At 55.6% G+C, this 26193-nt stretch carries 22 protein-coding genes; 7 read left to right on the top strand and 15 right to left on the bottom strand.

Features of this window, described 5'->3' with window-relative positions:
- Positions 1–51: 51 nt before the first annotated feature.
- The 3 genes from argE to ACIQT8_RS21090 form a co-directional block, all read right to left on the bottom strand.
- The gene (gene argE, locus ACIQT8_RS21100) at positions 52–1257 is read right to left on the bottom strand and encodes an acetylornithine deacetylase (RefSeq protein ID WP_400969293.1); all 1206 of its coding nucleotides are present in this window, start codon (positions 1255–1257) and stop codon (positions 52–54) included.
- A complete protein-coding gene (locus ACIQT8_RS21095; RefSeq protein WP_400969290.1) occupies positions 1254–3596 on the bottom strand; it encodes a glycoside hydrolase family 3 C-terminal domain-containing protein in 2343 nt (780 codons plus the stop codon). The genes argE and ACIQT8_RS21095 overlap by 4 nt, the downstream gene beginning before the upstream one ends.
- Positions 3597–3722: 126 nt before the next feature.
- Positions 3723–4670, bottom strand: coding sequence for a LysR family transcriptional regulator (locus ACIQT8_RS21090; RefSeq protein ID WP_138791834.1), 948 nt, complete (start codon positions 4668–4670; stop codon positions 3723–3725).
- A gap of 281 nt (positions 4671–4951) precedes the next feature.
- On the opposite strand from ACIQT8_RS21090, the gene ACIQT8_RS21085 reads away from it, so the two are divergent.
- The 3 genes from ACIQT8_RS21085 (at position 4952) to ACIQT8_RS21075 (ending at position 7445) form a co-directional block, all read left to right on the top strand.
- The gene (locus ACIQT8_RS21085; protein WP_400969286.1) at positions 4952–6202 is read left to right on the top strand and encodes a flavin-containing monooxygenase; all 1251 of its coding nucleotides are present in this window, start codon (positions 4952–4954) and stop codon (positions 6200–6202) included.
- A 50-nt stretch (positions 6203–6252) separates the two neighbouring features.
- Positions 6253–6666 carry a RidA family protein gene (locus tag ACIQT8_RS21080; RefSeq protein WP_400969283.1) on the top strand — a complete coding sequence of 138 codons (414 nt, stop codon included), beginning with the start codon at positions 6253–6255 and terminating at the stop codon, positions 6664–6666.
- A 101-nt stretch (positions 6667–6767) separates the two neighbouring features.
- Positions 6768–7445, top strand: a complete 678-nt coding sequence (locus ACIQT8_RS21075; protein WP_400969279.1) for a DUF1028 domain-containing protein — start codon at positions 6768–6770, stop codon at positions 7443–7445.
- Positions 7446–7493: 48 nt separating this feature from the next.
- Here ACIQT8_RS21075 and proP read toward each other — a convergent pair whose 3' ends face one another.
- Positions 7494–9014 carry a glycine betaine/L-proline transporter ProP gene (gene proP / locus ACIQT8_RS21070; RefSeq protein WP_400969276.1) on the bottom strand — a complete coding sequence of 507 codons (1521 nt, stop codon included), beginning with the start codon at positions 9012–9014 and terminating at the stop codon, positions 7494–7496.
- Positions 9015–9577: 563 nt separating this feature from the next.
- On the opposite strand from proP, the gene ACIQT8_RS21065 reads away from it, so the two are divergent.
- Together ACIQT8_RS21065 and ACIQT8_RS21060 are read left to right on the top strand one after the other, a co-directional pair.
- Positions 9578–10375 carry an alpha/beta hydrolase gene (locus tag ACIQT8_RS21065; RefSeq protein ID WP_400969274.1) on the top strand — a complete coding sequence of 266 codons (798 nt, stop codon included), beginning with the start codon at positions 9578–9580 and terminating at the stop codon, positions 10373–10375.
- 17 nt (positions 10376–10392) lie between these two features.
- On the top strand, positions 10393–10641 hold the full coding sequence (locus ACIQT8_RS21060; RefSeq protein WP_138791839.1) for a YXWGXW repeat-containing protein: 249 nt from the start codon (positions 10393–10395) through the stop codon (positions 10639–10641).
- A 68-nt stretch (positions 10642–10709) separates the two neighbouring features.
- Here ACIQT8_RS21060 and ACIQT8_RS21055 read toward each other — a convergent pair whose 3' ends face one another.
- The 11 genes from ACIQT8_RS21055 to ACIQT8_RS21005 form a co-directional block, all read right to left on the bottom strand.
- Positions 10710–10955, bottom strand: coding sequence for a DUF378 domain-containing protein (locus ACIQT8_RS21055; protein WP_400969270.1), 246 nt, complete (start codon positions 10953–10955; stop codon positions 10710–10712).
- A gap of 90 nt (positions 10956–11045) precedes the next feature.
- Positions 11046–11345: an SH3 domain-containing protein gene (locus tag ACIQT8_RS21050; RefSeq protein WP_353505695.1), complete on the bottom strand. Its 300-nt coding sequence runs from the start codon at positions 11343–11345 to the stop codon at positions 11046–11048.
- Between the two features lie 143 nt (positions 11346–11488).
- Positions 11489–12247: an esterase/lipase family protein gene (locus ACIQT8_RS21045; protein WP_400969267.1), complete on the bottom strand. Its 759-nt coding sequence runs from the start codon at positions 12245–12247 to the stop codon at positions 11489–11491.
- Between the two features lie 55 nt (positions 12248–12302).
- A complete protein-coding gene (locus ACIQT8_RS21040; RefSeq protein ID WP_138791862.1) occupies positions 12303–13313 on the bottom strand; it encodes an AI-2E family transporter in 1011 nt (336 codons plus the stop codon).
- A gap of 35 nt (positions 13314–13348) precedes the next feature.
- On the bottom strand, positions 13349–14785 hold the full coding sequence (locus tag ACIQT8_RS21035) for an amidohydrolase family protein (RefSeq protein WP_400969264.1): 1437 nt from the start codon (positions 14783–14785) through the stop codon (positions 13349–13351).
- Positions 14786–14897: 112 nt separating this feature from the next.
- A complete protein-coding gene (locus ACIQT8_RS21030; RefSeq protein WP_138791843.1) occupies positions 14898–16142 on the bottom strand; it encodes an arginine deiminase in 1245 nt (414 codons plus the stop codon).
- 17 nt (positions 16143–16159) lie between these two features.
- On the bottom strand, positions 16160–17590 hold the full coding sequence (locus ACIQT8_RS21025; RefSeq protein WP_400969260.1) for a basic amino acid/polyamine antiporter: 1431 nt from the start codon (positions 17588–17590) through the stop codon (positions 16160–16162).
- An 86-nt stretch (positions 17591–17676) separates the two neighbouring features.
- Entirely contained in the window at positions 17677–19107 is a 1431-nt protein-coding gene (locus ACIQT8_RS21020) for a basic amino acid/polyamine antiporter (RefSeq protein ID WP_400969257.1), read from the bottom strand.
- Between the two features lie 2 nt (positions 19108–19109).
- Positions 19110–22262 carry an efflux RND transporter permease subunit gene (locus ACIQT8_RS21015; RefSeq protein WP_400969254.1) on the bottom strand — a complete coding sequence of 1051 codons (3153 nt, stop codon included), beginning with the start codon at positions 22260–22262 and terminating at the stop codon, positions 19110–19112.
- Positions 22259–23404, bottom strand: coding sequence for an efflux RND transporter periplasmic adaptor subunit (locus ACIQT8_RS21010; RefSeq protein ID WP_400969251.1), 1146 nt, complete (start codon positions 23402–23404; stop codon positions 22259–22261). The genes ACIQT8_RS21015 and ACIQT8_RS21010 overlap by 4 nt, the downstream gene beginning before the upstream one ends.
- 225 nt (positions 23405–23629) lie before the next feature.
- A complete protein-coding gene (locus tag ACIQT8_RS21005) occupies positions 23630–24145 on the bottom strand; it encodes a YqhA family protein (protein ID WP_400969248.1) in 516 nt (171 codons plus the stop codon).
- A gap of 246 nt (positions 24146–24391) precedes the next feature.
- Here ACIQT8_RS21005 and ACIQT8_RS21000 point away from each other — a divergent pair, with 246 nt between their 5' ends.
- Positions 24392–25093: an MgtC/SapB family protein gene (locus tag ACIQT8_RS21000; RefSeq protein WP_400969245.1), complete on the top strand. Its 702-nt coding sequence runs from the start codon at positions 24392–24394 to the stop codon at positions 25091–25093.
- 48 nt (positions 25094–25141) lie between these two features.
- Positions 25142–26026, top strand: coding sequence for a DUF2971 domain-containing protein (locus ACIQT8_RS20995; protein ID WP_400969243.1), 885 nt, complete (start codon positions 25142–25144; stop codon positions 26024–26026).
- Positions 26027–26193: the final 167 nt, after the last annotated feature.

Below are 26193 nucleotides of genomic sequence, written 5' to 3'. Positions count from 1 at the left end.
TTTGTTTAAACCTTCATCAATTACTTTTCCCGTCCGCATGGCTTCGGTAAATTACATTTTTCCGTGCATCTGCTTTGGTACATGCGAAGCAAGCGGGCGCCGGCTTGCACAAAACCGAACAACGGCCGATGCAAGAACGCTGTCGCAGATGTGAAGCTGGCTTTCCTCAATGAATTCGTCGGGACGGTGTCCCTGCTCCATGCTACCGGGCCCACAAATCACAACCGGGACGTCAAGCGCCTGAGCGAACAAGCCGGCCTCCGTGCCAAAGCTCACCCGACATTCCTTGCTGCCCTTGGGCAGACATTGGGCAAAGGCCTGAACAACTGGATGATCTCCATCGATCGAATGGCCGGGATAGTTGCCGTTGATTTCAATGTCGATTGCCGCTTCCTTGAAGCGCTCCTTATAGGGAGCAACTGCAGCGGCACCGGCCTTTCGGACCTGCTCTGCGAGAGCAAGCGGGTCGTCTGCGGCCATCATCCGGCATTCCATCAGAAGCTCGGCATGATCAGGCACAAGGTTGACTGCAGTCCCGCCAACCAACTTGCCCACATGCACCGTTGCGTAAGGAACTGAGTATCCTGGCTCGCGCGGACCACGGGCCTCGATATCATCCTGCAGGCGGCGCAAACCCGAAATGAAATCAGAGGCTATATGCAACGCATTCAGCGCAAGAGGTGCTTCGGCCGAATGACGCGGAACACCGGTCGCTTTTACCTGGAACGCCATCTTGCCCTTGTGACCCAAGCCGAGCTGCATTGATGTCGGCTCACCGACCACAATCAGATCGGGCAGGATATCGCGGGCCGCAATTTCTTCCAGCATGGGCCTGACACCAACGCAGCCGATCTCCTCGTCATAGGAAATCGCAAACCAGAGCGGCGAGGCGAGGCGCGTTCCATCGATGCTTTCTGCCAACGCCAAAGCAGAGGCGACAAAGCCCTTCATATCGGTCGTACCGCGACCGTAAAGCCTGCCATTTTGACGCGTCATCGCGAAGGGCGGAACAGTCCAGTCCTGACCTATCACCGGCACCACATCAACATGGCCGGAAAGCATGAGCCCGCCCGGAACATCTGGTCCCAGACGCGCCAACAGGGCCGCTTTCTGTCCGGTGGTGTCATAGAAGCGTTCACAGACAGCGCCAGCATTTGCCAGCGCTGAGTCAATTTCTTCTATCAACGGCAGATTGGTATCCGAACTCACAGTGGGATAGGCGACCAGCCGCGCCAACCAGTCCTGCGTCGCGGTCACAGCTTTGCTTCCGCAGCATCCATCGCCGCGTTAATGTCGCTGATAAGGCCAGCAACTTCCGCTTCGGGAATGGATAGACGCAGACGACGCTCGAGCGAGGTGAAAATGCCGAAGAACGAGTTCGAGCAATGGTTGAGCATGCGCATTGCGTCGTCGTTGGAAATACTGCACCGCTTCGTCAGATACGCCGAGATATGTTCGCAGGCGATGGCATTCGGCAGAACGTAAGCCGGTTGCGTATCATAAGCGATCCGGCGGAACGGAAGAACCGAAGGCTTGATTGCCAGATCGGCAGAGAGTTTCGGATCACGAGAGGACGCGCCGACAACGATACGAGCCTCTACACCCTCGAGCACCCAGCGACCAAGGGCCGGGTCCCAGATCGCCAGATCCGAACCTTTCAGGATGATTTCCACCCGTTTGCTTTCGCCAGCCTCCAGAACCGGCTTGGCGAAGCCTTTCAGTTCCTGCGGCGAACGCTTCAACCGCTTACCGCGAGCCTGCAAGTAGAGCTGTGTGATTTCGGCACCGGCACGATCACCGGTGTTGGTAACGGTGAATGCAACAGTAATCTCATCGCGAAGCCCGATCTCTGATGAGGAGAGCGTGAGATCGGAATAAGCAAACGTCGTATAGCTCAGGCCGTGACCGAAGGGGAAAAGCGGTTCGATTTCGCGCAGATCATAGGAGCGGTACCCGACATGGATGCCCTCTCCATAGATGTGCCGGCCGTTTTCACCGGGGTAGTGCAAGAAACCCGGCACATCGGCCAAACGCTTCGGGAACGTGACGGAAAGCTTGCCGGACGGATTGACTTTTCCCGTCAAGACATCTGCGACGGCACCGCCCATGGCCTGGCCTGAATAGAAGGTGACCAGCACAGCGTTGACCTGTTCAATCCACGGCATTTCGACTGCATCGGGGCAGGCAATCACGACAGCGACCTTGTCTGAAACGGCTGCCAGTGCAGCAATCATCTCATCCTGTCCGGGGCCTAGCGCCAGCGTGGTTCTATCTGAACCTTCACCATCATAGGCGCCTTCCGTCGACGTATAGACGAGAACAAGATCGGCCCCTGCTGCCAACGCGAGCGTTTCTGCGTCGGCTGTTTCCCGGAAAGTCAGAGCATGACCTGCGCCGAGCGCCTGTTGTAGCTGCTCCAGTGGCTGATCGACCATCGTCGGTATTGTCGTCGCGCAACCGGAACCCTGAATAACAGGTGTGCCCGCATCACGGCCGACCACCAGGATATTTTTCATGGCAGGCTGGATTGGCAGCAAAGCCTTATTGCGGACGAGCACCATGGAAGCCGCAGCCATTGCCCGCGCTTCGGCATGATGGTCGTTTGCCGTGTAAACAGGCACCGGCGCCTTGGCACCAGCATTACAACGCTCGATCATATCGAGCATCCGCTGGCACGACAGATTGGCAACTTCTGCCGGTATGGATCCATCGTTGAGCGCTTCCAGCAGATCCGCTTTGCGGCGTGGGCTTTCCGGCATATCGAGGTCACCGCCAGCCATCAATGAAACGGCACGATCCTTGATGCCATGCCAGTCGGAAACGACAACGCCTTCATAACCCCACTCTTTGCGCAGAACCTGATCGAGAAGCCAGGGGTCTTGAGACGCCTGAACGCCGTTCAGACGATTGTAGGACGACATGATCGTCCAGGGCTTCGATTGCTTGATAGCGATCTCAAAACCCTTGAGATAGATCTCGCGCAGCGCGCGTTCTTCAACGACGCTGTCCATCGTCGTGCGTTCAACTTCGGAGTTGTTGCAAGCGAAGTGTTTGAGCGAGGTACCAACGCCCTGAGACTGGATGCCCTCGATAACGGCAGCCGATAGTTTGCCTGTCACCAATGGATCTTCCGAGTAATACTCGTAGGAACGGCCGGCCAGGGGTGTGCGACGGAGATTGATGCCAGGCCCGAGAAGCAGGTGGACACCCATGGCTCGGCATTCTTTACCGAGCAATTCTCCCAGCCGTTGCATCAACCCTACGTCCCAGCTGTTGCCCATTGCCGAGCCGTTCGGAAAACAGGTTGCCGGCTTCATTTCGCCCCAGGCGATCGCGACATCGCTGGCACGCTGATTGACGACGGAGAGAAACGCATCGAGGTCCATACCACCGCGTTCATCGCTGTCGATCTGTGGAATTGAGTAACGAACGCCGTAGGTACCGTCAGTCATGACAATTGGCTTGATGCCGTAAGCAGGCACTGCCGCCGTCTTCCACATGCCGAAGCCGGAAAGGAGGTCGACCTTTTCCGCATTGGTCATCGCTTCAGCGATCGATGCAGTGTTCTGGTTTGCGGACTGGCTCTTCTCTAACATGCTTGGCTCCGTAATGCGGCGATCGCCGACCTGTCAGTGCGGCGTTGGCGCGCACACTGTCAGTCGATGGCAAAAAAGAAAAATAAGATATTCGGAACTGGTGCTTAGAAAAAAACGAGCCTAGCGCTATTCCGTGCGGCGCAGATTAAGGATCGGCGCTTCCATACCTGGTACGTAGTTGTCAGAAATCAGGTTACGGCAATGCTCTTCAAAAGTACGCACAAGCCGGGTGGAAACCTGCTGGCCGATTCGGATGAGGCCTATGCGCATGGGCTTGTGTTCACCTGACAGCCGAAGACTGACAAGCCGCTTGCCGTCCAGCGCCGCCTTATTCTTCGGTCGGACATTGGCAAGCGTGTAACCGTAACGGTTGCCAACCATCGTGCGGATGACCTCCTGATGCTGGATCTGCGCAACGATGTTGGGTGTTGCACCGGCGGCTGCGAACAGTCCGAGGAAATAATCGCGTGAAAGCGGCAGATCGAGGAGGATGAACTCGTGCTCTTCGAGTTCGGAGAGCGAGATCGCTGAGCGCTGCGCCAACGGATCTGTTTCCGCCACCTGAACGTAAGGGGGAAGCTCGGCAAGCGGCGTAAACTCAAACCCTTCAGGAACAAGAAGATCGTAAGAGAGAGCAATATCGAGCTCGGCGCGCTCCAGCCGCGTCAACAAGGTACGGTGATCGGCTACGGTCGGCCGGACGGTGACGCTCGGATAAGCCGCCTTGAAGCTTTGGCTGACTTCCGGCAAGAGCATGGGCGCGAACGTCAGGAGACATCCAAGCGATAGGGTTCCACGGATTTGCTCGGTGGCCTCCGACGCCGCCGTGTAAAGGTTCTGAACCTGCTCGATCACCGCTTTTGCCTGCAGCAATAGCTTTTGACCGGCGGGCGTCAAAGACAGACCCTGCGCGTGGCGTCGAAGGAAAAGCTGGGTGTTGAGTTCGATTTCCAACTGCGAAATCGCAGTAGAGATAGACGGCTGCGAGACGTGGATCCGGTCCGACGCCAAGGTGATCGACCCGGCTTCGGCCGTCGCAATGAAGTATTCGAGCTGACGCAAGGTGAAACGCATTTGAGGCCCCGGTGCCGAGTGCCGCGCAGGCTGCGCGACGGTATGCCTATGCCGAATTTAACGGCTACGGAGGGGAGTTTAATATTTGCCGTTTGTTGAAATGTAAATCTTCTAACAGCGCTCCTCCGGTAGACGCCTGATCGTACGCCACTGCACTGCTTTCGCCAATCCTAACCAGTGCTGCAGCAAATCGTAATTTTCCGAATGCAACGCGTTCGCTAGAGCGGAACGATAGCTGACGCCGATCGGCGGGTTGCGGCGAAACAGAAAAGGGCGAATGCATGTCAGTCGAAAAGATCCATACGCTGGTTGTCGGAGCTGGCCAGGCCGGCGTGGCCATGAGCGAACATCTGAGCCGCAACGGCGTCGACTATCTCGTCCTTGAACGCGGCCGCATTGCCGAGCGCTGGCGGTCGATGAGGTGGGACTCTCTCGTGGCCAATGGCCCGGCCTGGCACGATCGCTTCCCTGGCATGGATTTCCCGGGGCACCCGGACGCATTTGTACCCAAGGATGGCGTCGCCGACTACTTCGAAGCCTACGCAGGGCTGCACAAAGCGCCGATCCGCTGTGGCGTTGAGGTGGTCAAGGTCGAGCGTCTCGAAGACCGTCCGGGTTTTCGCGTCGAAACAACCGATGGTGTCATCGAAGCCCTGAATGTCGTTGCAGCCACCGGACCGTTTCAAAAGCCATCCATTCCACCAATCGTTCCTGCGGATGCCGGTGTCACGCAGATGCACTCGAGCGACTATCGCAACCCCTCCCAACTCCCCAATGGTGCAGTGTTGGTTGTCGGCGCCGGCTCCTCCGGCGTCCAGATTGCCGAAGAGCTTATGCTTGCCGGTCGCAAGGTCTATCTTTCCGTTGGCCCGCATGACCGTCCTCCGCGTGCCTACCGTGGCCGCGATTTTGTCTGGTGGCTTGGCGTTCTCGGCAAATGGGATGCACAGGCCCAAGCGCCGGGATCGGAGCATGTTACAATCGCGGTCAGTGGCGCACGCGGCGGCAAAACAATCGATTTTCGCCTGCTGGCGTCACAGGGCATGGTTCTGACAGGCATGACCGGCGCTTACCGTGACGGGTCGCTTTCTTTCGCAGACGATCTCAACCGTAACCTCGATCGTGGCGATCAGAACTATCTCTCATTGCTCGATGAGGCAGATGAATTTGTCATGCGCAATGGTCTTGATCTGCCGGAAGAGCCGGATGCCCGCACCCTCGGACCAGGCGTTGACTGTGTGAGCAATCCTTTGCTTGAACTGAACCTGCACAAGGCCGGTATCACGACCATCATCTGGGCGACCGGATTTACCTCGGACTATAGCTGGCTTCAGGTCAACGCCTTCGATGACGCTGGTCGCCCAAAACATCAGCGTGGCGTTTCTCCCGAAAAGGGCATCTATTTCCTCGGACTGCCTTGGCTGTCGGGCCGTGGTTCCAGCTTCATCTGGGGCGTGTGGCACGATGCCAAGCATGTCGCGGACCACATCCTCATCCAGGAGAATTATCTGGCCTACGCCCCACAGGACTAACCGTTCCATACGACCAAAACGATATCGCCGCATAAACCACGGAGAAAAGAATGGCACATACGCGCATTCGCAAGTTCAACACCAAAGAAACCTATCCGGAGCAGAATCTCGATAACGACCTCTGCCAGGCTGTCGTTGCGCGCGGCACGGTAATCTTTCTGCGTGGCCAGTGCCCGCAGGATCTCGATACGGCCAAAAACATCGACAGCCATGATCCGGTCGTACAGGCCCACAAGGTCATGCAGAACATCCGCCAGCTCGTGCAGGAGTCCGGTGGAGAAATGGAACATGTGACCAAGCTGGTCGTATATCTGACCGATGTGCGTTACCGCGAAGCGGTCTACCGGACCATGGGTGAATATATCAAGGGCGTCCATCCTGTTTGCACTGGCCTCGTTGTGGTTGCGCTGGCGCGGCCGGAATGGCTCGTCGAAATCGACGCAACAGCCGTTATCCCTGACTGAGTCAAAGACGTTTTGACAGACTATCGGCCAGCATCATCCGCTGGCCGGTGCCCTTCTCGGATGGTGAAAGCACGTCCGACGGTTTCCGGATGGAGTTTCCTATGACATTCTCGATTGTTGCCCGCTGCGAACTCACAGGCCAGTTCGGCGTCGCCATCTCATCTTCATCTCCGGCTGTTGCCGCTCGCTGCGCCTGGGCGCAGGCGGGAACCGGCGCAGTTGCAACACAGAACGTCACGAATCCCGCTCTTGGCCCTCGCATGCTCGATGCCCTCAGAAGTAGTGCAAGCGCGGCGGATGCCGTTTCGATCGCCCGAGATAGCGATGGTTTTCCGGGTTACCGCCAGCTTCTGGCCGTGGACACCGAAGGCAGGACAGCCATCCATTCCGGCGAGAACGCACTCGGTATCTGGACTTCGGCGACGGGCAAACAATGTGTTGCGGCCGGCAACCTGCTGGCAAACGACGGGGTGCCAAAGGCCATGATCGAGACATTCGAACTGACAGAAGGCGCCCTGGGCGACCGATTGATTGCTGCGCTCAACGCAGCAATGACTGCGGGAGGCGAAGCTGGACCCGTCCATTCCGCCGGTCTTCTGATCGTTGATGACCAATCCTGGCCCTACGCCGAACTGCGCGTCGATTGGCTGGACGACGATTGCCCAATCCAGGCAGTGTCGCGTGCATGGGAAATCTACAAGACGCAGGCCGCCGATTACGTTACTCGCGCCCTCAATCCGCTCGCGGCACCTTCATACGGCGTACCCGGCGACGAATGACCACAGTATGCAGCGCCTGAGGTCACTCCAACAGGCGCTGAACATGTTTCAGTTCAGTTCCGGATGTTGACCGACCAGCCGCTCCCGTTTCTGTTGAAGAAGCTCCATCTGCTCCTTCAACTCCTCCATTGCTTCATCGATCTTCTCAACACTTTCCTCGATGTAGGAATAGTGTTCCGCAAGCAGTGCCCTCGCCTCCTTGCGATTTGAAGCATTGGGTGTGTCGCCATAAAGCGGCCTGTTGGCTGTTTCCTTGAGAAAGAACGTCGTCACAAGACCAGCGACAGCAGCCACCATCAAATAATAGGCTGGCATGTAGATGTTGTCGGTTGCTTCGACCAGCCAGGCCGCAATCGTCGGCGTCAGACCTGCCACAATAATCGAGACATTGAATGAAAGAGCCAAGGCGCTGTAGCGGATACGAGCGGGGAAGAGCGCTGGAAGCGTGGCTGCCATGATGCCCACCAGGCAGTTGAGGCCGACTGCGAGGATCAGAAGCCCGAAGAAAATTCCGACAACATGGCCGCTCGCGATCAGGTGAAATGCCGGCCAAGAGAGGAAAAGGATGAGTGTGCTGCCGACAGCGAGGAATGGTCGGCGGCCGATCCGGTCGCTCAGCAAGCCGACGAGAGGCTGCACGAAGAGCATACCGATCATGACGGCAATGATGATGAGAGCGCCATGATCCTCGGTATATCCCAACGTCTTTGACAGGTAGGTCGGCATATAGGTAAGCAGCATGTAATAGGTCACGTTGGTGACGAGAACCATGCCGATGCAGATCGCCAGCGACCGCGGATGCTTGTTGAGAATTTCCGCGAACGGAACGGTTGGCCGGTCCTGCAGCGCATCCTTATCCTCCTGTTCGGCACGCTTCAGACGCTCGGTAAAGGCGGGTGTTTCCTCGGCTGCGTGCCTTAAGTAAAGGCCAATCAAGCCCAGCGGGGCAGCGAGAAAGAATGGAATGCGCCAGCCCCAGGAGAGGAAGCTGTCCTCCGACATTGCAGTACTTAAAACAACCACCAAACCTGCGCCAAGCACGAAGCCAGCGATCGACCCGAAATCCAGCCAACTCCCCAAAAATCCACGCCGACGATCCGGCGAATACTCCGCAACGAAGATCGCAGCGCCCGTATATTCGCCGCCAACGGAGAAGCCCTGCGCAAGTTTACAAAGTAAGAGAAGAATGGGCGCCCAAAGGCCGATTGTCGCATAGCCCGGAATAAGACCGATACAGAATGTACTGACCGCCATGATAATGATGGTAAGCGAAAGGACCTTCTGGCGCCCAAACTTATCTCCCATCGCGCCAAAGAAGAGGCCACCAAGCGGCCGAACCAGAAACGGCACGGAGAACGTTGCAAGCGCCGCAATTGTTTGAACCGCCGGCGAAGCATCAGGAAAAAACACCTTGCCGACTGTCGCGGCCACGAAGCCGTACACACCGAAGTCGAACCACTCCATGGCATTGCCAAGAGCAGCAGCGGTGATGGCTTTTTTTAGCTTTGAATCCTCAATGACAGTCACATCACTGAGCGTCAGTGGATTGGTCTCGATTGTATTGCTCACCCCTGCCCCCGGAAATGATTTTGCGACGATACTTGTCGAGAGCAGAAACGCATGAAATCTGCAGCAGGTTCCGAGAGGGTGGTCGCGAAGTGGTGTATCAAGACTTACCGTCAGCTAATGCTTGGATTTAACGACACGTTCGGTTGTGTTCCCTATTTACCATGACAATCTGGCTGTGTTTTAATCTCGGCATCATGGTAGGGAAACCAAGGTATTTCGGGGCATCTGCCCTTCAGGCTTTTTGCCTCTTGCTGAGTGTTTCTGTTCTTCTGCTCCTGGCTTCCTGTGCAAGGCCGGGCCCGGGAAGTTTGAAGGTCGTTGGACCGGCGCAAGGTGCCGTCCAGCAAACTATTCTTGTCGTCACAACGCGCGAACCCGATACGTCGGGCAAGAACAGTTTTACGAGCGACAGAGCTCAGCAACCTACCTATCTTCGCATGGTCGTTTCGGTGCCACCGGGACACCGGCCGGGAACAATCGAATGGCCGCGTGGCGTTCCGAACGCTAGCTCTTCTTTTGCTGTTATCGACAGCAAAGTCATTTCACGTCAAGAATTCCTCAGCATGGCTGCGGCCAGTCCTTCAGCTTTCGTCTTTGTTCATGGCTACAACAACAGTTTCCAGGAAAGCCTGTTCAGGCTCGTCCAGATATCCGCCGATGCCGACGTGAGGAGCACTCCGATCCTGTTCGCCTGGCCATCGCGAGGTAATTTCTCAAGCTACCTGGCGGACCGGGATGCGAGCAATTTCTCACGCGATGAACTCGTCCAGACGTTGGACGAGCTTGGCACCAGAAAAGTCGAGACCAAGATTTTGGCACACAGCATGGGAAGCTGGCTGACTGTTGAGGCGTTACGGCAATTGCGTCTTCAGTCAAAAGCCCATTCTCTTGGTAAGATCGACCGGGTCATCCTTGCTGCGCCTGATATCGATATCGATGTCTTTCAAAAGCAACTGAAAGTCGTGGGAAGCCTGTCGAAACCGATCATCGTGCTCTCGACACAGGACGATCTGGCTCTCGCAACATCACGATGGCTCGCAGGCGCCTCTGCGAAAGCCGGAGCGCTTGATATAGACGATCCCCGCACAATTGCGCTTGCAGAGGAACGCAATCTTCAGATCATCGACATCAGCGATGTACGGGCACCAACGAGGATCAGGCACGACAGGTTCGTCACGCTTGCAACAATGCTACCCAGAATACCCCTGCAGGCCTTGACGGCTGGAAGGGTCGGAACAGGAACGCTCTCCGTCTCGTCCGCAGGCTCAGAGGACGAACGCATCCTCAGGCAGGCCGTTGAGTTGCTGGACGAGGATGCGGTTCAGTCAGCACCACGCAGGTCTGCAGATCCGACGCAATAACGAGAGAGGAATGGCGAATGCAAAAACATCGCAGATTATTTCTTCAACTCTGTGGGACACTGTTGCTTGTCCCAACCGCGGCCTTATCCCAGCAAGCCGGGCCGCGCGCTCCGGTGGGAAGGCGTCCACCGCCACCACCGGACCTGAAAGAAAAAACACCCCCGCCTCGCAAGGGATATCGCTGGGTTCCCGGACGTTGGGTGTGGAGCATCCGCCGCAGCCGACATGTATGGGTCCCCGGACAATTTCAACGCCACCGATCATAAAGCACGCCGACCACTGGCAACAGGAGCATCCGATCGATGATCCTGCCGCTTTCAGCCGGCCCGACCAGTCAGGGCCGGTGAATGTTGCTACGCTTTATGTTGGCTTCGGCATCGCGACGTTGAACAACTCCGAAGATCGGCAGGAGTTGCCATAGCGCCGAAACTCCAATCAACGTATAGGCGATACGCGCAAGGATTGCGCCAGAACCTCCCAACAGCAGGCCTATCGGATCGAACTGGAACAGGCCGATCAGCAGCCAATCCAGTCCGCCGATGACAATGAGGAGCAACGTTATGGCGTTCAGGGTACGCATCTCTTCAGCCCTCTCCAGGCGCCGATCAATTTAGCAGATCGGACGGCACGATAAGCCGGGCCGCCCATTGCCGGTTACAGAGGAAAAACGTCATCTGTTGAGGCAAACGTGTCCGCGCGCGCCATGGAAACAAATGCTACCGGGACGATTTGCCGATCCCCACCGGACCGGGTCCAGATAGCGCGCACGAACCCATCCGCTGCGCATGCCTCGCGGCTGCACATGGCACCAACGGCCTGATGTCATGCAACGAGTGACATTGACGCGCTCTCGCACCCGCAGGCGCCCGACAACACGATAAGAAGAACTGGGGCCAGCGCGAAGCTGAACGTTGTTGGCGGTGACCACCGCTGGTGCCGCCTGCACAGGCACGATGCCAGCCCAAAGCATGCTCCCCGACATGAACGTGATCGTCATCAATTTCCAGAAATTCATAACCTGATCTCCTTCAGACACGTGCGGGCTTTTCGCCCGTTAAATCCATCTCCAATTTTTCTGTGTCGTTACTTCTGACAGCATGCGACCTCCAAGGCTCATTGAAAGGTTTTCACGAGCATCTCGACGGCGTCTGTGACATCGAGCGTTCGAACAAAATTACCGTGCTTTAAAAAATTGAGCGTCTCGACGACGACGATCGGATTGAACATCATGAAGGTATGTGTGGTGTGCAAAACGAGGTGCTCTTGAGCACCATCCAGTCGGGTCGATTCAACCGTGACCTTGCCGTCGTTGGGCCCATCATGAATAGCATCAAAAACAGGATTGAGCGACACGTCGCCTGCAATAATGCCGAGCGAAAAATCCGGCCTGGGCAATCTGTCCAATATCGAATTTGCATCCGTTCCCAGTTCCAGACCAGCAGGACCGTTGAGCCACTCGAATGGTGCCATGTCTCCGAAGACGTCCACGATCTTCGACCCGTGATTTGGCGGAGCGAGCATGACAACCCGCCCGAGAATCTCAGGTCTGTGATCCATCAGCCAGAAGCGCAAAATGATCCCGCCCATGGAATGGGTCACAAAGCTTGTTCGCCGGGAACCGCACTCTTCCACCGCATCGCCGACATGAAGCGCGAGCTTCGAAACGGTGGTCGTGGTTGAAGGATATTCGACGTTCAAAACGTAATACCCCGCCTTCGAGAGAACTTTCTCCATCATCCAAAACGACCCACTCCCGCGGGCGAGGCCGTGAAGCAGGACAACACACTCACTTCGGGCTTCGTCCTGGGCCTGTCCCCTGTTCTCTACGAATGGCGCAAAGAAGAAGACAGACACGGCCAGAAAGCGCTGCATGCACCTCTTCATTTTTACATTCATAACCGCACTGCTTGTGGCCATGACGTCGCTCTCAGGCAGTATTGGCGGTTTCGTTGTCTGAAAGGATGGTCGCGATCCATTTTGTTGAAGCAGCCATCGAGCAGAAAACTGTGAATGCGATCAATATCGGAACCCCTATGAACGCCCCGGCCAACCCCCACATGAAGCTCCAGAAGAACACCGCAAAGATGACCGCAAAAGGCGAAATGGAAAGGGATGCACCAGCCAGTCTCGGCTCGAGATAACTACCGATCACAAACTGGATGATGTTGAGGCTTGCAAAGATGAGCAAGGCCGGTTGCCATGTATCGAACTGGGCTATGGCAAAAAGCGTAGGCAGGGTTGTCGCTACCAACGGCCCGAGAAAAGGAATGTAGTTGAAGGCGAAGGCGATGACACCCCAGGCCGCCGCCAGTTCCAATCCCGCGCCAAGCGACAGGAGCCATACGAGCAATCCTGTCAGAACGCTGGCAAAGGTCCGCACCAGCATGAAGCGGCGAAATTTCATCGCGATGATGCGGTTTGCCGAAAGAATGATGTGACCATAGGGCTGAGCGGCCGGCAATCGCAAACGAGCGGCGAATTCCTGAACCTCCAGCAGCCCCAGCATCACGAAGATCAGCACCAGAAGAGAAAAACCACCGAACTGGTTCAGGCGGCCGGCCGTTCCCTGCATGACGGAAAGCAGTCTGGAAACATTAAACCAGTCACCAATCGGCCCGGCTATCGCAATACCATGCTGCTCAAGCCAGTCGACGACCGCCATGTAAGCCGCCTGTAAACGGTCAGCATTCGTAAACAACCATTGGCCAACTCTGCTTAATCCCCAGGCAAGAGATGAGCCAATCGCCGTGATGAAGCCGACGGTGATGATGAGTGTGATCAGTAGCGCCAACAGACGCGGAAGCCTGCTCTGCAAGGCGAGCTGGCAAGGCCAGACGACAGCAATGATGAACAAAGAGAAAAAGAGCGGAGCAAACACCGATTGTGCCGCAAACAGGAGGGCGACCAAAAGAATGCCGGAAACGAGCATTCCGGCCATCGGTCTGCGAGGCTCTACCTGCACATTACGCTCCTTCAAAGTATGTTCTTATGGATGCGGCCATCCTTCATAACGACGGAAAGGTTTTTCTGGGGATTTTCGAGCAGGCTGATATCATCGAGCGGATTACCGTCAACGACAATAAGGTCTGCCAGGGCCCCCGTCTCGATGACACCAAGCTTGCCAGGATAGGGATTTCGGAGACTGGAAAGGGCAAGCAGTTCGGCGTTACCTGATGTCGCCATCTGCAGGGTTTCAGCGTTGGAGTACCAGTTTTGAAGATGTGTCAGCATGAAGTTCTGGCGCGGCCCAAGCTCCGGCGAAAACAGCACATCAGATCCCCATGCCGTCTTGATCCCGTACTTCCGGGCAAATTCGTAAATCTTCGGCGTACCAGCGAACAGTTGCTGGATGCGCTCCAACGCCGGTCCACTTTGAGGTGCTGCATCCTCCATCGTCAGGAAAGGTTGTGTGCTGAGCCATGCCCCTTTGTCAGCAATCATTTTTGCCGTCTCATCGTCGACCAGATGGGCGTGTTCGATACAGGTAACCCCCGCTGCCAGCGCTCGCTGGACTGCACGGGGTGTATAGGCGTGCGTCGTGACATAGGTATTCCAGTCCTGGGCAACCTCGACTGCGGCCCGAAGCTCTTCTTCGCTGAATGCCGTCATATCAAGCGGGCTTCGCGGCGATGACACCCCACCGCTTCCGACCATCTTGATCTGCGACGCGCCCTGCAGAAGTTGCTCTCGAACCCGCAACCTGATGTCGCCGACACTGTCGACAATAGCTGCTGCACCCATCAATTCACCGGTGCTGAGCTGTGCTCGATCCCGTGGGATTTCCGTTGGCAACCGAAGATCGCCGTGCCCACCGGACGTCGTTATCATGGCACCGGACGGATAAATGCGCGGCCCTGGTATCATGCCACCGTCGATAGCCTGCTTGAAGGAGAAGACCGGCCCTCCAAGATCACGCACCGTTGTAAAGCCGCGCAGAAGGGTCCGCTCGGCCTCGGCAGTCGACGCCGCAAAAATGATCCCCGGATCACCGGCCAGCAGGACGTTCAGCGGAACCGCTGCAAAAATTGTGTGCCAATGCGCGTCGATCAATCCCGGCAGCAGGACACCATTGCGGCAATTTATGACAACCGCGTCTGTTGGCACCGGGTTGTTTGCAGGATCAACGGCAGTAATCTTCTGGTTCTCGACAACAACCTGCACGCCTGTTTGGACTGTGCTCGATTTTCCATCGAAAAGACGCACGTCGCGAAACACGGTCGTTGATGGTGCGCTTTGAGCCGCGGAGGGCCTAGGCATTGCGCCAGAGAGCATAGCAGCGCCTAGCCCCGCCAGAAATCCGCGTCTTGAAAGGGCTTCCAGCCGGCGCGATACAATCTGCAGCGACGGGTTGAAGCACGCACAACCGGAATTGTGAACCAGATGGCTATATTTCTGTCCGAAACTTTGCATGAGGTATGGTCTCCCCAACAAGGTTGCCCACCACCGCTATCATGGCGGCCTCCCGATACGGCAAATCAGAGAGCGCGGCGTCTGGACGCGCTCCCTGTTTTTCTATGAATACTCAATAGTCGACGGCATCACGGACAATCGGGCATGTCATGCAATGGCCGCCGCCCCGGCCACGGCCAAGCTCCGCTCCTGTAATGGTGATGACTTCAATCCCCTCCTTGCGAAGCAGGGTATTGGTGTAGGTGTTCCGATCATAAGCGTAGACGACACCCGGTGACGCGCAGACAAGGTTTGCGCCACTGTCCCACTGGGTCCGTTCACGCATGTAATCGTTGCCTCCCGTCTCAACGACGCGCATCTTTTTAAGGCCGAGAGAATCCCGAACCGTATCAACAAAACTACCCTTGTCCTTATGCAGCTCGACACCGCCATTGCCGTCCGGGCGGAATGAAAATGCCTCGATACCGTTGACGATATCCGGGTAGAGCAGCACGCAGTCCCGATCAGCGAAGGTGAACACGGTATCAAGGTGCATGGCGGCGCGCAGTTTCGGCATGGCAGCGACAATCACGCGTTCCGCCGCGCCTTTCTCGAACAAGGCTGCTGCGACCTGACTGATGGCCTGGCGCGATGTTCGTTCGCTCATCCCGATCAGAACATTGCCTTTACCGATCGGCATCACGTCGCCGCCTTCCAGCGTCGCTAGTCCCCAATCCTTGGTTGGATCACCCCACCAGACATTGACCTTGCCCGCAAAGTCCGGATGGAACTTGTAGATAGCAGACGTCAGGATCGTTTCCTCATGACGGGCCGGCCAGTAAAGCGCATTCAGGGTAACACCACCGTAGATCCAGCACGTCGTATCACGCGTGTAGAGCGTATTTGGCAACGGTGGCAGCAGGTATTCATTCACTCCCGCAGCATCGCGGATCAACGCGAGCTGCTCTCCTCCAATGCTGTCAGGAAATTCAAAAGTCGAGAGACCGCCTATCAGCGTTTCCGCGAGTTCGCGGTCCGCCAATCCTTCGAGATATGACCGAACCTCGTTGATGAGACCCAGTCCAATCTGATTGGGCACGACCTGATGGTCGAGAATCCAGGCTTTCGCTTCCGGCACGGCAAGCGTTTGTGTCAGGAGATTGTGCATCTCCAACACCTCGATCCCCCGGTCACGCATTTTCGTCATGAAATCGAAATGATCGCGCTTGGCGTTTTCAACCCAAAGGACATCGTCGAAGAGAAGCGCGTCACAATTGGTCGGTGTCAGTCGTTGGTGCGCTCGGCCGGGCGCGCAAACCATTACCTTGCGCAGTTGCCCAACTTCGGAATGAACGCCAAAGGGTGTCGTCTGTGTCATGACCTTCGCCTCTCAGTTTAGGGTGTAATGATACCTGTCAGCAAACCGTAGGCCCCAACCAGGCCACCGATGAGCGTCACTGCAAACACGATGAGTTCGGCCGGCGTGAACAAAGTGAGCCTCTGTTCCCGTCGCGCCCAGAAGTAGAGAATGGTGCCGGGAACGAAGAGCACCGCGACCAGCAGGACATATTTCAACCCAGCGGCAGCAAACATGAACAGTGTGTAGACAACCGCCACCCACGCGAAAAACTGATCGCGTCCGCGCTGTTCAGGTGTGGTTTCGTAGCCCTCACCTCGACGCGCCAGCAAAACGCCGTAACCAGCAACAAGAAGATAGGGCAGAAGAGCCGTCACACTTGTCATGTCGAGCATGAAGTTGAAGGCATCTCGTGACCAGTAGGTGGAGATCACGAAAAGCGACACGACAATATTGGTCAGCCAGAGCGCATTTGCCGGGACGCGATTAGCGTTTTGCGCCGCAAACATCTTTGGCATGTCCTGCGATTTGGCTGCGGCGAAAAGCACCTCGGCGCAAATGAGAGACCACGCGAGATAGGCACCGAGAACGGAAACTAGCACGCCGATGGAAATGAATACGGCCCCCCAGTGTCCGACGACGGCTTCAAGTACGCCCGCCATCGAGGGCTGCTGAACTGCTGCAATGGCTGATTGGGGCAAGGCTGCATAAGGCAGCAACGTGACCGCGACCATAAGCCCCGTGACGCCCACGAAGCCGAGGATCGTGGCAGAGCCGACGTCGGATCGTTTTTGCGCAAAACGGGAATAGACGCTGGCACCCTCGATACCGAGGAATACGAAAACGGTGATCAGCATCGTGTCTCGCACTTGTGCGACCAGCGATTTCACCGGCATGTCTGCGCCACCGAAAAAGTTGTCGGAGAACTGCGCATAGTTGAAGAAGAAGATCAGCGCCAAAATGAAGACGAGGATCGGCACGACCTTGGCAACGGTGACAATCGTATTGATGAACGCTGCTTGTTCCACGCCGCGCAGGATCATGAAATGAAACGCCCAGATGCCGACAAGCGACACAACAATCGCCGTGGCACTGCTTCCGTCACCAAAAAAATCGGGGAAAAAGCGTCCGAGTGTTGAGCCGATGAGGACCCAATAAAAGACGTTTCCAAGGCAACTGCCAAGCCAATAGCCAAAGGCAGAAAGGAAACCCATGTAGTTCCCAAAACCTGCCTTGGCATAAGCGAAAACACCGGAATCAATATCGGGCTTTTTCTCGGCCAGAGCCTGGAAGACCCGCGCAAGCATATACATGCCTGTTCCGGCGATAGCCCAGGCGATAATCGCACCAAAAGGTCCTGTGGCAGTTCCGAAGCGGCTCGGAAGATTGAAAATACCCGCCCCAACCATGGAGCCGACAACCATTGCCGTTAACGAAAATAACGTGAGTTTTTGTTGCGACGCTGCCATAAACCTAACCCTCTCAGCCAAGTATAAAGTCAGTCAAAGCCCACCAATGGTAAGCAAATTATGCGTTCAATTTTCGGAAATTACGCTTATATACTCAGATATCCTTTTGTAATTCCGAATATAACTGCAAAAAATCCAACACTCAAAACCGCAAATACAAACCACTCTACATGGTTAAATATAGTTTCACCCTGCTCATTCCTTGCCATAAGGAAAAGAGCTGTCCCCGGGACATAGATCAACGTCGTAAGAAGGAGGAACTTGAACCCGGCGGCATAAATAAGCCCGGCAGTGTAGATCAGGGCCAGAAATGACTGTACCGTTTCGGCACCATTGCCCTTGGACTGAATGACAGACTTATCGCCCTGCAAGTTGGTTTTCACGCCGAATGCCGCAACGAGAAGATACGGCACGAGGATCATCGAACTCGTCATCGCCACCGCGAGCATGAAGGCGTAATCCGAAAACATCGAGATGATGAGGAAAACCTGAACGATGATGTTTGTCAGCCAAAGCGCATTGGCGGGAACACCTGCCGCATTTTCCCGCGCGAGAAAACTTGGCATGGTCTGGTACTTGGCGGCAGAGTAAAGGATTTCTGCTGCCAGCAGCACCCAGGCGATGTAGGCTCCAGCGACGGAGATGACCAAGCCGATGCTGACGAAGACCGCTCCCCACGGTCCGGTCACGGCTGCCAGCACCCCTGCCATTGATGGATTGCGTAACTCTGCAAGGTCCTCTTTGGGCATGACGCCATATGAGAGCAGTGTGACCGCCAGCATAAGAGCGAGAACGAACAGAAAACCGGTGACGGTTGCCGTGCCCACGTCCGAGCGTTTTCTCGCATATCTTGAGTAAACGCTTGCGCCCTCAATACCGACAAAAACGAAAACGGTAACAAGCATGGTGTTTCGCACTTGAGTGGAAAGTGACCCTAACCCAGCCTCATCGGCGCCCCAGAAGCTTTCTCGAAAGATCTCCCAATCGAAGGCTATCAAAACCAGCAGAAGGAAAACGAAGATCGGCAAGATCTTGGCGATCGTCACGACTGTGTTCAGAGCCGCTGCCTGCCGGATACCTCTCAAGATGAGACTATGAAACACCCACAACAATACGGACGACGTCGCAACGGCAATCAAGGTGTTGCCGTCACCGAAAGCCGGGAAAAACAGACCAAGCGTCGACTTTACCAGGATGAAGTAGGTGACGTTTCCAAGTAGCGCGGCTGCCCAATACCCTAGAGCAGACAGGAAACCGAGATAGTTGCCGAAACCTTCCTTCGCATACATGAAGATACCCGCATCCAGATCCGGACGCCGCTGCGCCAGGCTCTGAAAAACGAATGCAACCATCAGCATGCCAATTCCGGCGATCGTCCAGGCGACGATCGCGCCAAGAGGACCAGTTGCCTTTCCAAATGCCTGCGGTAGCGAGAATATTCCGGCTCCGACCATGGAGCCGACCACCATGCCCGTCAACGTCACCAGAGATAGCTTTGCTTCACCGGCTGCGGACATCTTCATTCCCCTCCGGTTGTCGTCGTATGTTTGGATTGCACGCCCACGCCAAACCAGGAAGATTTGACCCTTTCGCGCAGCGTCTGAACAAGGACGTAGAGAAGCGGGATAATCAGGATGCCCACCAGGGTCCCAACCAGCAGGCCGCCGAAGATCGAGACGCCAATCGCCTGACGGCTGGCCGCTCCGGCCCCGGTCGCAAAGACCAGCGGAAGGACACCCAGCACCGAGGCCATTGCCGTCATGAACACAGGCCGGAAACGTTGGTATGTGGCCAGTCTGGCAGCCTCAGCGATCTCCAGTCCGGCTTCACGCCGCTCCTTGGCGAATTCGACGATCAGGATCGCATTTTTTGCCGCCAGACCGATCAGCAAAACAAGGCCGATCTGTGCGTAAACATTCAAATCCAGACCGGCGATCAGAAGACTGCTCAATGCACCTGCCGCTGCAGCACACACGGAAAGTATGACGGCGAGTGGGACCGACCAGCTTTCATATTGGGCGACGAGGAACAGGTAGGTGAAAACTATTCCCATGATGAGCAGCAGCGCGGTTTGCGCGCCGGCCTGACGTTCCTGCAACGCCAACCCTGTCCACTCGAAGCCAAACCCTGACGGAAGGGTCTCGGCTGCAACGTTCTCCATCGCGACAAGTGCGTCGCCGGTGCTGACACCGGGACCCGGCTGACCATTGATCGATGCAGCAGGGAAAAGATTGTAACGATTGATAGAGCTTGCGCCATATATCGTGGAAACGGATGCCACAGCCTGGATCGGCACCAATGCACCGTTTGACGATCTCACTCTCAGGCGTTGAATGTCTTCGATGCGCGAGCGGAATTGCGTATCATTTTGAAGCCGCACCTGAAATACGCGGGACGAGAGATTGAAATCATCAATGTAGGCTGAACCAAGCTGTGCCTGCGCAGCGCTGAAGATCGCCGCCGGTGACACGCCATAGAGTTCGGCCCGGTTGCGATCGATGTCCATGAACAATTGTGGAGCGTCAGCGGAAAACGTGCTGAATACGCCGGCAAGAGCTGGGGTCTGATTTGCCTTGCCAATGAGACCGCGCATGACCTGAGCAAGTTCGCCGGGCTCCTGCCCATCAAGTGCCTGCAGCCGGAAATCAAACCCGCCCGTGGTACCAAGGCCAGGAATGGCAGGTGGATTGAATGCGACGACCGAGGCATTGGAGAAAACGGTAAACTCGCGCCGCAGTTTCCCCAGAATAGCATCCGCACTTTCGTCTGAATTACGCTCGCTCCACGGCTTCAGCGCGGCAATCACCATGCCAGCATTCGATCCGCCGCCACCGATGAGGCTCATGCCTGAAATACCGATGACGTTTTCAACACCTGGCGTATTCCGGAGAATTGTCTGGACCTGCGACACGGTTTGTTGCGTACGCCCTATGGCAGCGGAATTGGGAAGCTGAACGTTCGCAAAAAGATACCCCTGATCCTCCGAGGGAATGAACCCGGTCGGTAAGACCCGTACCAGCGCATAGGTGCCGGCAAAGATCCCCAAAATGATCACGATCGACACGACGACACGCCGCGATAGCGCAAGCAGCATGCGGACATAAAAATCCCTGATCCAAGCCAACCCAGAATTGAATTGTTCGAAGACCTTTGCCCGCTTGGTCGCCGGCGGCTTCAAAAGCATGGCGCACAGTGCCGGGCTGAGCGTGAGGGCATTGATGGTCGAAAAGCTGATCGTGACCAAAATCGTGACTGCAAACTGCCGGTAGAGCTGCCCGGTTATTCCCGGCAAAAACGACACCGGAACAAACAACGCAGCAAGAACGAGCGTCGTTGCGATGATTGGGCCCGTCACCTGTTCCATTGTCTTGAGCGTCGCATCAGTGATCGACAGCCCTTCTTCCTGCATGATGCGTTGCGCATTTTCCGCAACGATAATCGCATCGTCGACAACAAGGCTGATCGCCAGCACCATGGCAAACAGGGTGATGGTATTGGCCGAGTAGCCGATGAAATAGAGAACGGTGAAGGCACCAATCAACGAAACCGGAATTGTCAGTGTCGGGAGAATTGTCGCCCGCCAATCCTGCAGGAAGACGTAGACGACAGCGACCACCAGAACAAATGTGATCGCAAGGGTTATGATGATCTCTTCGATCGTCGCGTTGAGGAAACTCGTCGTATCGAAGACGACCGTATATGCGATGTCCTCCGGAAATTGCTGCTGCAAACGCTCCAGTTCCACTCTCGCAGCTTGTGAAACCGACAAGGCGTTCGCATCTGCCGACTGATAAAGCACGATGGTCGCACTCGGCTTTCCGTTGAACGTCGATACGGTATCATAGGACTGAGCACCAAGCTCGACCCTCGCCACATCCCGCAATCTGACGATTGCGCCATCGGTATTGGTCCGTACAACAATGTTGCCGAACTCCGAGGGATCGCTCAATCGCCCCTTTGCCAGGATGGTAAGTTGCAGTTGCTGGCCATCGGAGGTTGGTGGTGATCCGATCTGGCCAGCCGAAGCCTGCGCGTTCTGGGACTGAACCGCGGCACTTAAGTCGGCCGCCGTGACACCCAGCGCTTGCATTCGATCTGGATTCATCCAGATGCGCATGCTGTAGGCAGGACCAAAGACACCGGCATCGCCGACACCTGAGATACGAGCCAATGCATCTCTGATGTTTATCGAAGCGTAATTACTGACGAAAAGCTCATCCCGTGTGCCTTTGGGAGAGTAGATTGCAACCCCCATCAGCATGCTTGACGACCGGCTTCTAACCGTAACGCCCGTTTGCGAAACAACCGCCGGCAAGCGCGGCGTTGCCGTCGCCACTCTGTTTTGCACGTTGATCTGTGCTATCTCGGGATCTGTCCCCACGGCAAATGTCACGGTGAGCGAGTAGGTGCCATTGTTGGTGCTGGATGAAGACATGTAGAGCATGCCATCAACGCCATTCACCTGCTCCTCGATCAGCGCGCCGACACTTTCAGCCATGACGGTGGCATTGGCGCCAGGGTAACTCGCTGAGACCTGCACTTCGGGAGGTGTGATCGGAGGATATTGCGTGACCGGGATCTGCGTCATCGCAAGGGCGCCTGCAATCACCATGACGATTGCAATCACCATTGCAAAACGGGGAAGCCGGATAAAGCTTCCAGGGCCAATCATGGCTTCGTTCCCGTGCTACTGAGATCGGTTGCGGGCATCACCTTGAGCGGCATGCCCTCAGCAACACTCTGCAGGTTTCCGGTAATGAGCCGCTCACCCCCGACAAGACCCTCTTCGACGATCCAGTTTCCAGACATCTGATTGTCGGCCCTGATACGACGCAGTTCCGCCTTGTCGCCTGCACCAGCCAGCAGCACGTATTTTCCGTCTCTGTCTTGCTGTACGACCTCCTGCGGAACCACGGGCTTCATAACCGGCGCATCTTCGCTGACGACGACCGTCACGAACTGGTTGGGCACCAGCAAAGCATCCGGGTTCGAAAACGACGCTCTGATCGCCAGTGTCCCTGTCTGTAAATCAACCTGATTGTCCAGAAACTCAATCTCGCCCGACTGGATATAAACCTGCCCGTTCGACAAACGCAGGCTTGTCTTGAAGTGCCTGGCGAGTTCTTCCTTCGACGCCCCACCAGCAGCGGCACGAAGGTCGAGGATAGAGCGATCACTGACGGAAAAAACAACGCGAATAGGGTCCATCTGCACCACGCGGGCAAGCACGGTGGTCGCGTTGCCAACGAAGCCCCCCACAGAAACATTCGATACGCCTATTCTTCCCGCAATCGGAGATGAAATTCTCGTATAGCTGAGGTTCAGCTTTGCCTGATTTACCTTCACATCGGCGGAGCGAAGGCTGGAGGCCGCAGAGTCGCGGGCAGCCTGACTTTGATCAAGAACCGCTTGAGAAACGCTGCCCCTGGCAAGGGACAGGTTTCGAGCTAGACTTTGTTCGGCATTGACGAGATTGGATTGCGCAGCATCTCGTGTCGCTTGCGCATCATCGAGAGACAGTTGATAGCTCTCTTGTTCGATCACAAACAGAGGTTGGTCTGCCGTGACCGATTGGCCTTCCTGAAACAGCCGCTCCTTGATAAATCCGGGCACCCTGGCAAGAATATCAACCGAATTTGCGGCTTCTACGCGCCCTACAAATTCGTACTTCGGGGCCACATTCATTAACTGGACGGGCTGCACCTCAACACTCTGCAGAGATTGCGCGTTGAGACTGAGAGGGAGGGCTGAGAGCAATGCGACTGTAAACAGCCTTCTCAAACTCCCAATAATGGGGATGTCATGCTTATGCATTTAAAACTCACGCTCAATCACAGTTGCAGGCAGTAAACTGACGACGTCGATCTTGGCTTGGAAGTTTTGCGGGAAGTCCGCGATGCACGTTTAAACTTTAAAAAATACAAGAACTTAGAATTGCATTCATTAGCAATCCTGAATATCAAATACCACTTAATCGCGCGGAACGATAGCTAAAATTTACGGTCGCAACCACAAGAAGTAGTGAGTTATTCCGTGGACCTACCTAGAATGGCTTTGATCATCGGTTGGTTCGATTGGCTCTGAGGTTCCGTGGGTGGATGCGGTTGCGATAATTTTCATCGCCGCGGCGAGCAAAAGAATGGAAACGGGTAGAACAAGCGCGTTCCAATCCGGCATATCCTCCATCTCCGCGACAAGCGTTACGAAATGTACGACCAGATAAAGAATGATCATCTGGAAAAAGAGGTTCTTGAGCTCTGCGACGTCTTCGATCACCATCCAGCGTGGAAGTTGCGCTTTCCAGGGTGCGTTTGGGCTCACAACAAAGCCAACCGTGATCGCGCATCCGAAAATGACGAGAACGATAGCGAACAACAACTTGTCCACGCCCTGTAACACCGCGGCAATGATTGCCTGGTCCGGATTGGCACGCACTTGAACGAAGGCGTTGCCAATGGCCAGCAGACCTTCCCAGAACATGAGAAAGGACGCTGCAATCACGCCGATCGACGCAAGACCCATGACGTAGCGAAGGCTAAGCAAAAAAGACAACATTGCATCGTCTCCCCTAGGAGCGCGAGAGAAACCATTCGAACCCAGGTCACCCCACCTCCAACGAGGACACTGTGCCTCAACTCTCAGTGGAAGTGCAAGAACACTTGTCATCGCCGCCATATTTCGAAAAACTGGAAACCAATCTGTTTCCCTGGTTCAATCGGAGTTCCAATTTTGTGCTAAAAGGCTTTTCGACAATCTGGAGTTTCGATTTGTAGTGCGTGCAAAAACCGACTGGTGGCGCTCTTGATAAACGACTTCTTCCCATGGCTTTACGACACGTTATCGATATCGGTTCGCCTGGTAACCGCTGTCGTGTTTGGAACAATCATCGGCCTAGAGCGACAATGGCGACAGGGCACGACCGGGTTGACGACACATGCACTCGTGGCCTTTGGCGCTGCAGCATACTGCGCACTACCCGCCATCCTCGAAGTCAACGAGGACATCCGAATGGGCGGGCAAGTTGTAACGGGAATAGGCTTCCTTGGCGCTGGCCTGATCATGCGCGACGGTCTCAACATTCGTGGGCTAAGCACATCGGCGACCGTCTGGGCGACCGGCGCTATCGGCGTTCTGGCAGGCTACGGAGAGATCTTCGAGGCTGCTGAAGCAACGCTCCTGATCTTGTTGATCAACATAACCTCCCCCAAACTGGTTCAGCTTGTCGAGCGCTTCGTACCCCATCGCCCGCTCGAGGCACAACGACATACGATAGAAGTTCGTACGACCACAGAAAGTGAAGCCGAGGTCCGGGCGAGCTTGATGACACAAACCAGCGATCATCAACTGACGGTCAAGTCATTGGCACGGCGGGTCAATTCATTGGATCAGACCATTACCATTGATGTCGTGATATCAGGAGAAGTAATCGACAACGAAGTCATGAGCGTTCTCGTTCAATCGCTTAGCCTGTCGCCAAACATTCTGTACTGCGCTTACAGATAATTTGGCGGCGGTACGTCGTCTTGCACATCCCGTAGCCGGAGCAATGACATGCCCAACACCATCGAAGACCATTTCGCATTGCTGCCGAATTCAAACGGCTCACATTCCGTGATCCCAAAACCTCGACTCTTTCACTACACAACGCTCGCCGGATATCTCGGTATCGTGTCACAGAAAGCAATCTGGGCAACCAACATTCATTATCTCAACGACTCGGAAGAATTTTCGTACGGTCTACGCTATCTGACCGAAGAACTTGCAGCCGCGTCCACCCACGCCGACCATGCCGGAAAATCGGTCCTTCTTCGCGCTATCGAGCTTGTGGATCTCTATCGGCAAGGTTTTGTTTATACAGCTTCTTTTGCAGAAGACGATGACCTGCTCAGCCAATGGCGAGGTTATAGTGGCGGCGGCGGAATATGCCTCGGATTTGTGGCCAGCGACTTGCAGGAGATCGCTGCAAAGGCAGAGTTTCGACTGATCCGGTGTATTTACGAACAATCGCAGAAAGCCCTACTGGCGCAAGAGTTCGTTGCCAATTGGCTAGACGCTATCCGCGCGAAAACCACACTTTCGGACGATGACGTCGAGCAATTGGCGCATGAACTGGTCACGCGCTACCAACAACTTGCCTGCGCCTTCAAGGACCCATCATTTCGGGAGGAGAACGAGTGGCGCCTTGTCTCAAAGTTCGTCCCACTCGATCACCCGTCCGTGAAAGTCCGATGTACTGCGACAATGCTCGTTCCCTATTTTGAAGTCTCACTTGACCTCGGTCTCGACAATGAAGGCCGCAGCAACATTGGGATCGACAGCATTGTTGTCGGGCCAAGTTTACAGAGAGAGCGTATCCTCCAGGCTGCCACCATTGCCGTCCGGGAGTTCAGCGAGATCAGCTTAAGCCTGTCGGAGATACCGTACAGGTCGCTGTGATCGCCAGCTGAGCCTGTGTTTTTCAAGGACCCAGGCGGATGATTTGGTGTTTGGTGGTGTTTTGTTTGCGGCTTTGACTTGGGGATTTGTGCTTTGTGGGGATATTGGTTGCGGGGGCAGGATTTGAACCTGCGGCCTTCAGGTTATGAGCCTGACGAGCTACCGGG

This window comes from Agrobacterium sp. NPDC090273, from assembly GCF_044772305.1.
Lineage (GTDB): Bacteria > Pseudomonadota > Alphaproteobacteria > Rhizobiales > Rhizobiaceae > Agrobacterium.
This window is presented reverse-complemented; position numbering and strand designations above follow the sequence as displayed.

Bases quoted from the DNA above. Each gene is read 5' to 3' on its own strand.
- ACIQT8_RS21095 (WP_400969290.1), bottom strand. From the start codon at position 3,596: ATGTTAGAGAAGAGCCAGTCCGCAAACCAGAACACTGCATCGATCGCT.
- ACIQT8_RS21090 (WP_138791834.1), bottom strand. From the start codon at position 4,670: ATGCGTTTCACCTTGCGTCAGCTCGAATACTTCATTGCGACGGCCGAA.
- ACIQT8_RS21085 (WP_400969286.1), top strand. From the start codon at position 4,952: ATGTCAGTCGAAAAGATCCATACGCTGGTTGTCGGAGCTGGCCAGGCC.
- ACIQT8_RS21080 (WP_400969283.1), top strand. From the start codon at position 6,253: ATGGCACATACGCGCATTCGCAAGTTCAACACCAAAGAAACCTATCCG.
- ACIQT8_RS21075 (WP_400969279.1), top strand. From the start codon at position 6,768: ATGACATTCTCGATTGTTGCCCGCTGCGAACTCACAGGCCAGTTCGGC.
- ACIQT8_RS21065 (WP_400969274.1), top strand. From the start codon at position 9,578: ATGGCTGCGGCCAGTCCTTCAGCTTTCGTCTTTGTTCATGGCTACAAC.
- ACIQT8_RS21060 (WP_138791839.1), top strand. From the start codon at position 10,393: ATGCAAAAACATCGCAGATTATTTCTTCAACTCTGTGGGACACTGTTG.
- ACIQT8_RS21055 (WP_400969270.1), bottom strand. From the start codon at position 10,955: ATGCGTACCCTGAACGCCATAACGTTGCTCCTCATTGTCATCGGCGGA.
- ACIQT8_RS21050 (WP_353505695.1), bottom strand. From the start codon at position 11,345: ATGCTTTGGGCTGGCATCGTGCCTGTGCAGGCGGCACCAGCGGTGGTC.
- ACIQT8_RS21045 (WP_400969267.1), bottom strand. From the start codon at position 12,247: ATGCAGCGCTTTCTGGCCGTGTCTGTCTTCTTCTTTGCGCCATTCGTA.
- ACIQT8_RS21040 (WP_138791862.1), bottom strand. From the start codon at position 13,313: ATGGCCGGAATGCTCGTTTCCGGCATTCTTTTGGTCGCCCTCCTGTTT.
- ACIQT8_RS21035 (WP_400969264.1), bottom strand. From the start codon at position 14,785: ATGCAAAGTTTCGGACAGAAATATAGCCATCTGGTTCACAATTCCGGT.
- ACIQT8_RS21030 (WP_138791843.1), bottom strand. From the start codon at position 16,142: ATGACACAGACGACACCCTTTGGCGTTCATTCCGAAGTTGGGCAACTG.
- ACIQT8_RS21025 (WP_400969260.1), bottom strand. From the start codon at position 17,590: ATGGCAGCGTCGCAACAAAAACTCACGTTATTTTCGTTAACGGCAATG.
- ACIQT8_RS21020 (WP_400969257.1), bottom strand. From the start codon at position 19,107: ATGTCCGCAGCCGGTGAAGCAAAGCTATCTCTGGTGACGTTGACGGGC.
- ACIQT8_RS21015 (WP_400969254.1), bottom strand. From the start codon at position 22,262: ATGATTGGCCCTGGAAGCTTTATCCGGCTTCCCCGTTTTGCAATGGTG.
- ACIQT8_RS21010 (WP_400969251.1), bottom strand. From the start codon at position 23,404: ATGCATAAGCATGACATCCCCATTATTGGGAGTTTGAGAAGGCTGTTT.
- ACIQT8_RS21005 (WP_400969248.1), bottom strand. From the start codon at position 24,145: ATGTTGTCTTTTTTGCTTAGCCTTCGCTACGTCATGGGTCTTGCGTCG.
- ACIQT8_RS20995 (WP_400969243.1), top strand. From the start codon at position 25,142: ATGCCCAACACCATCGAAGACCATTTCGCATTGCTGCCGAATTCAAAC.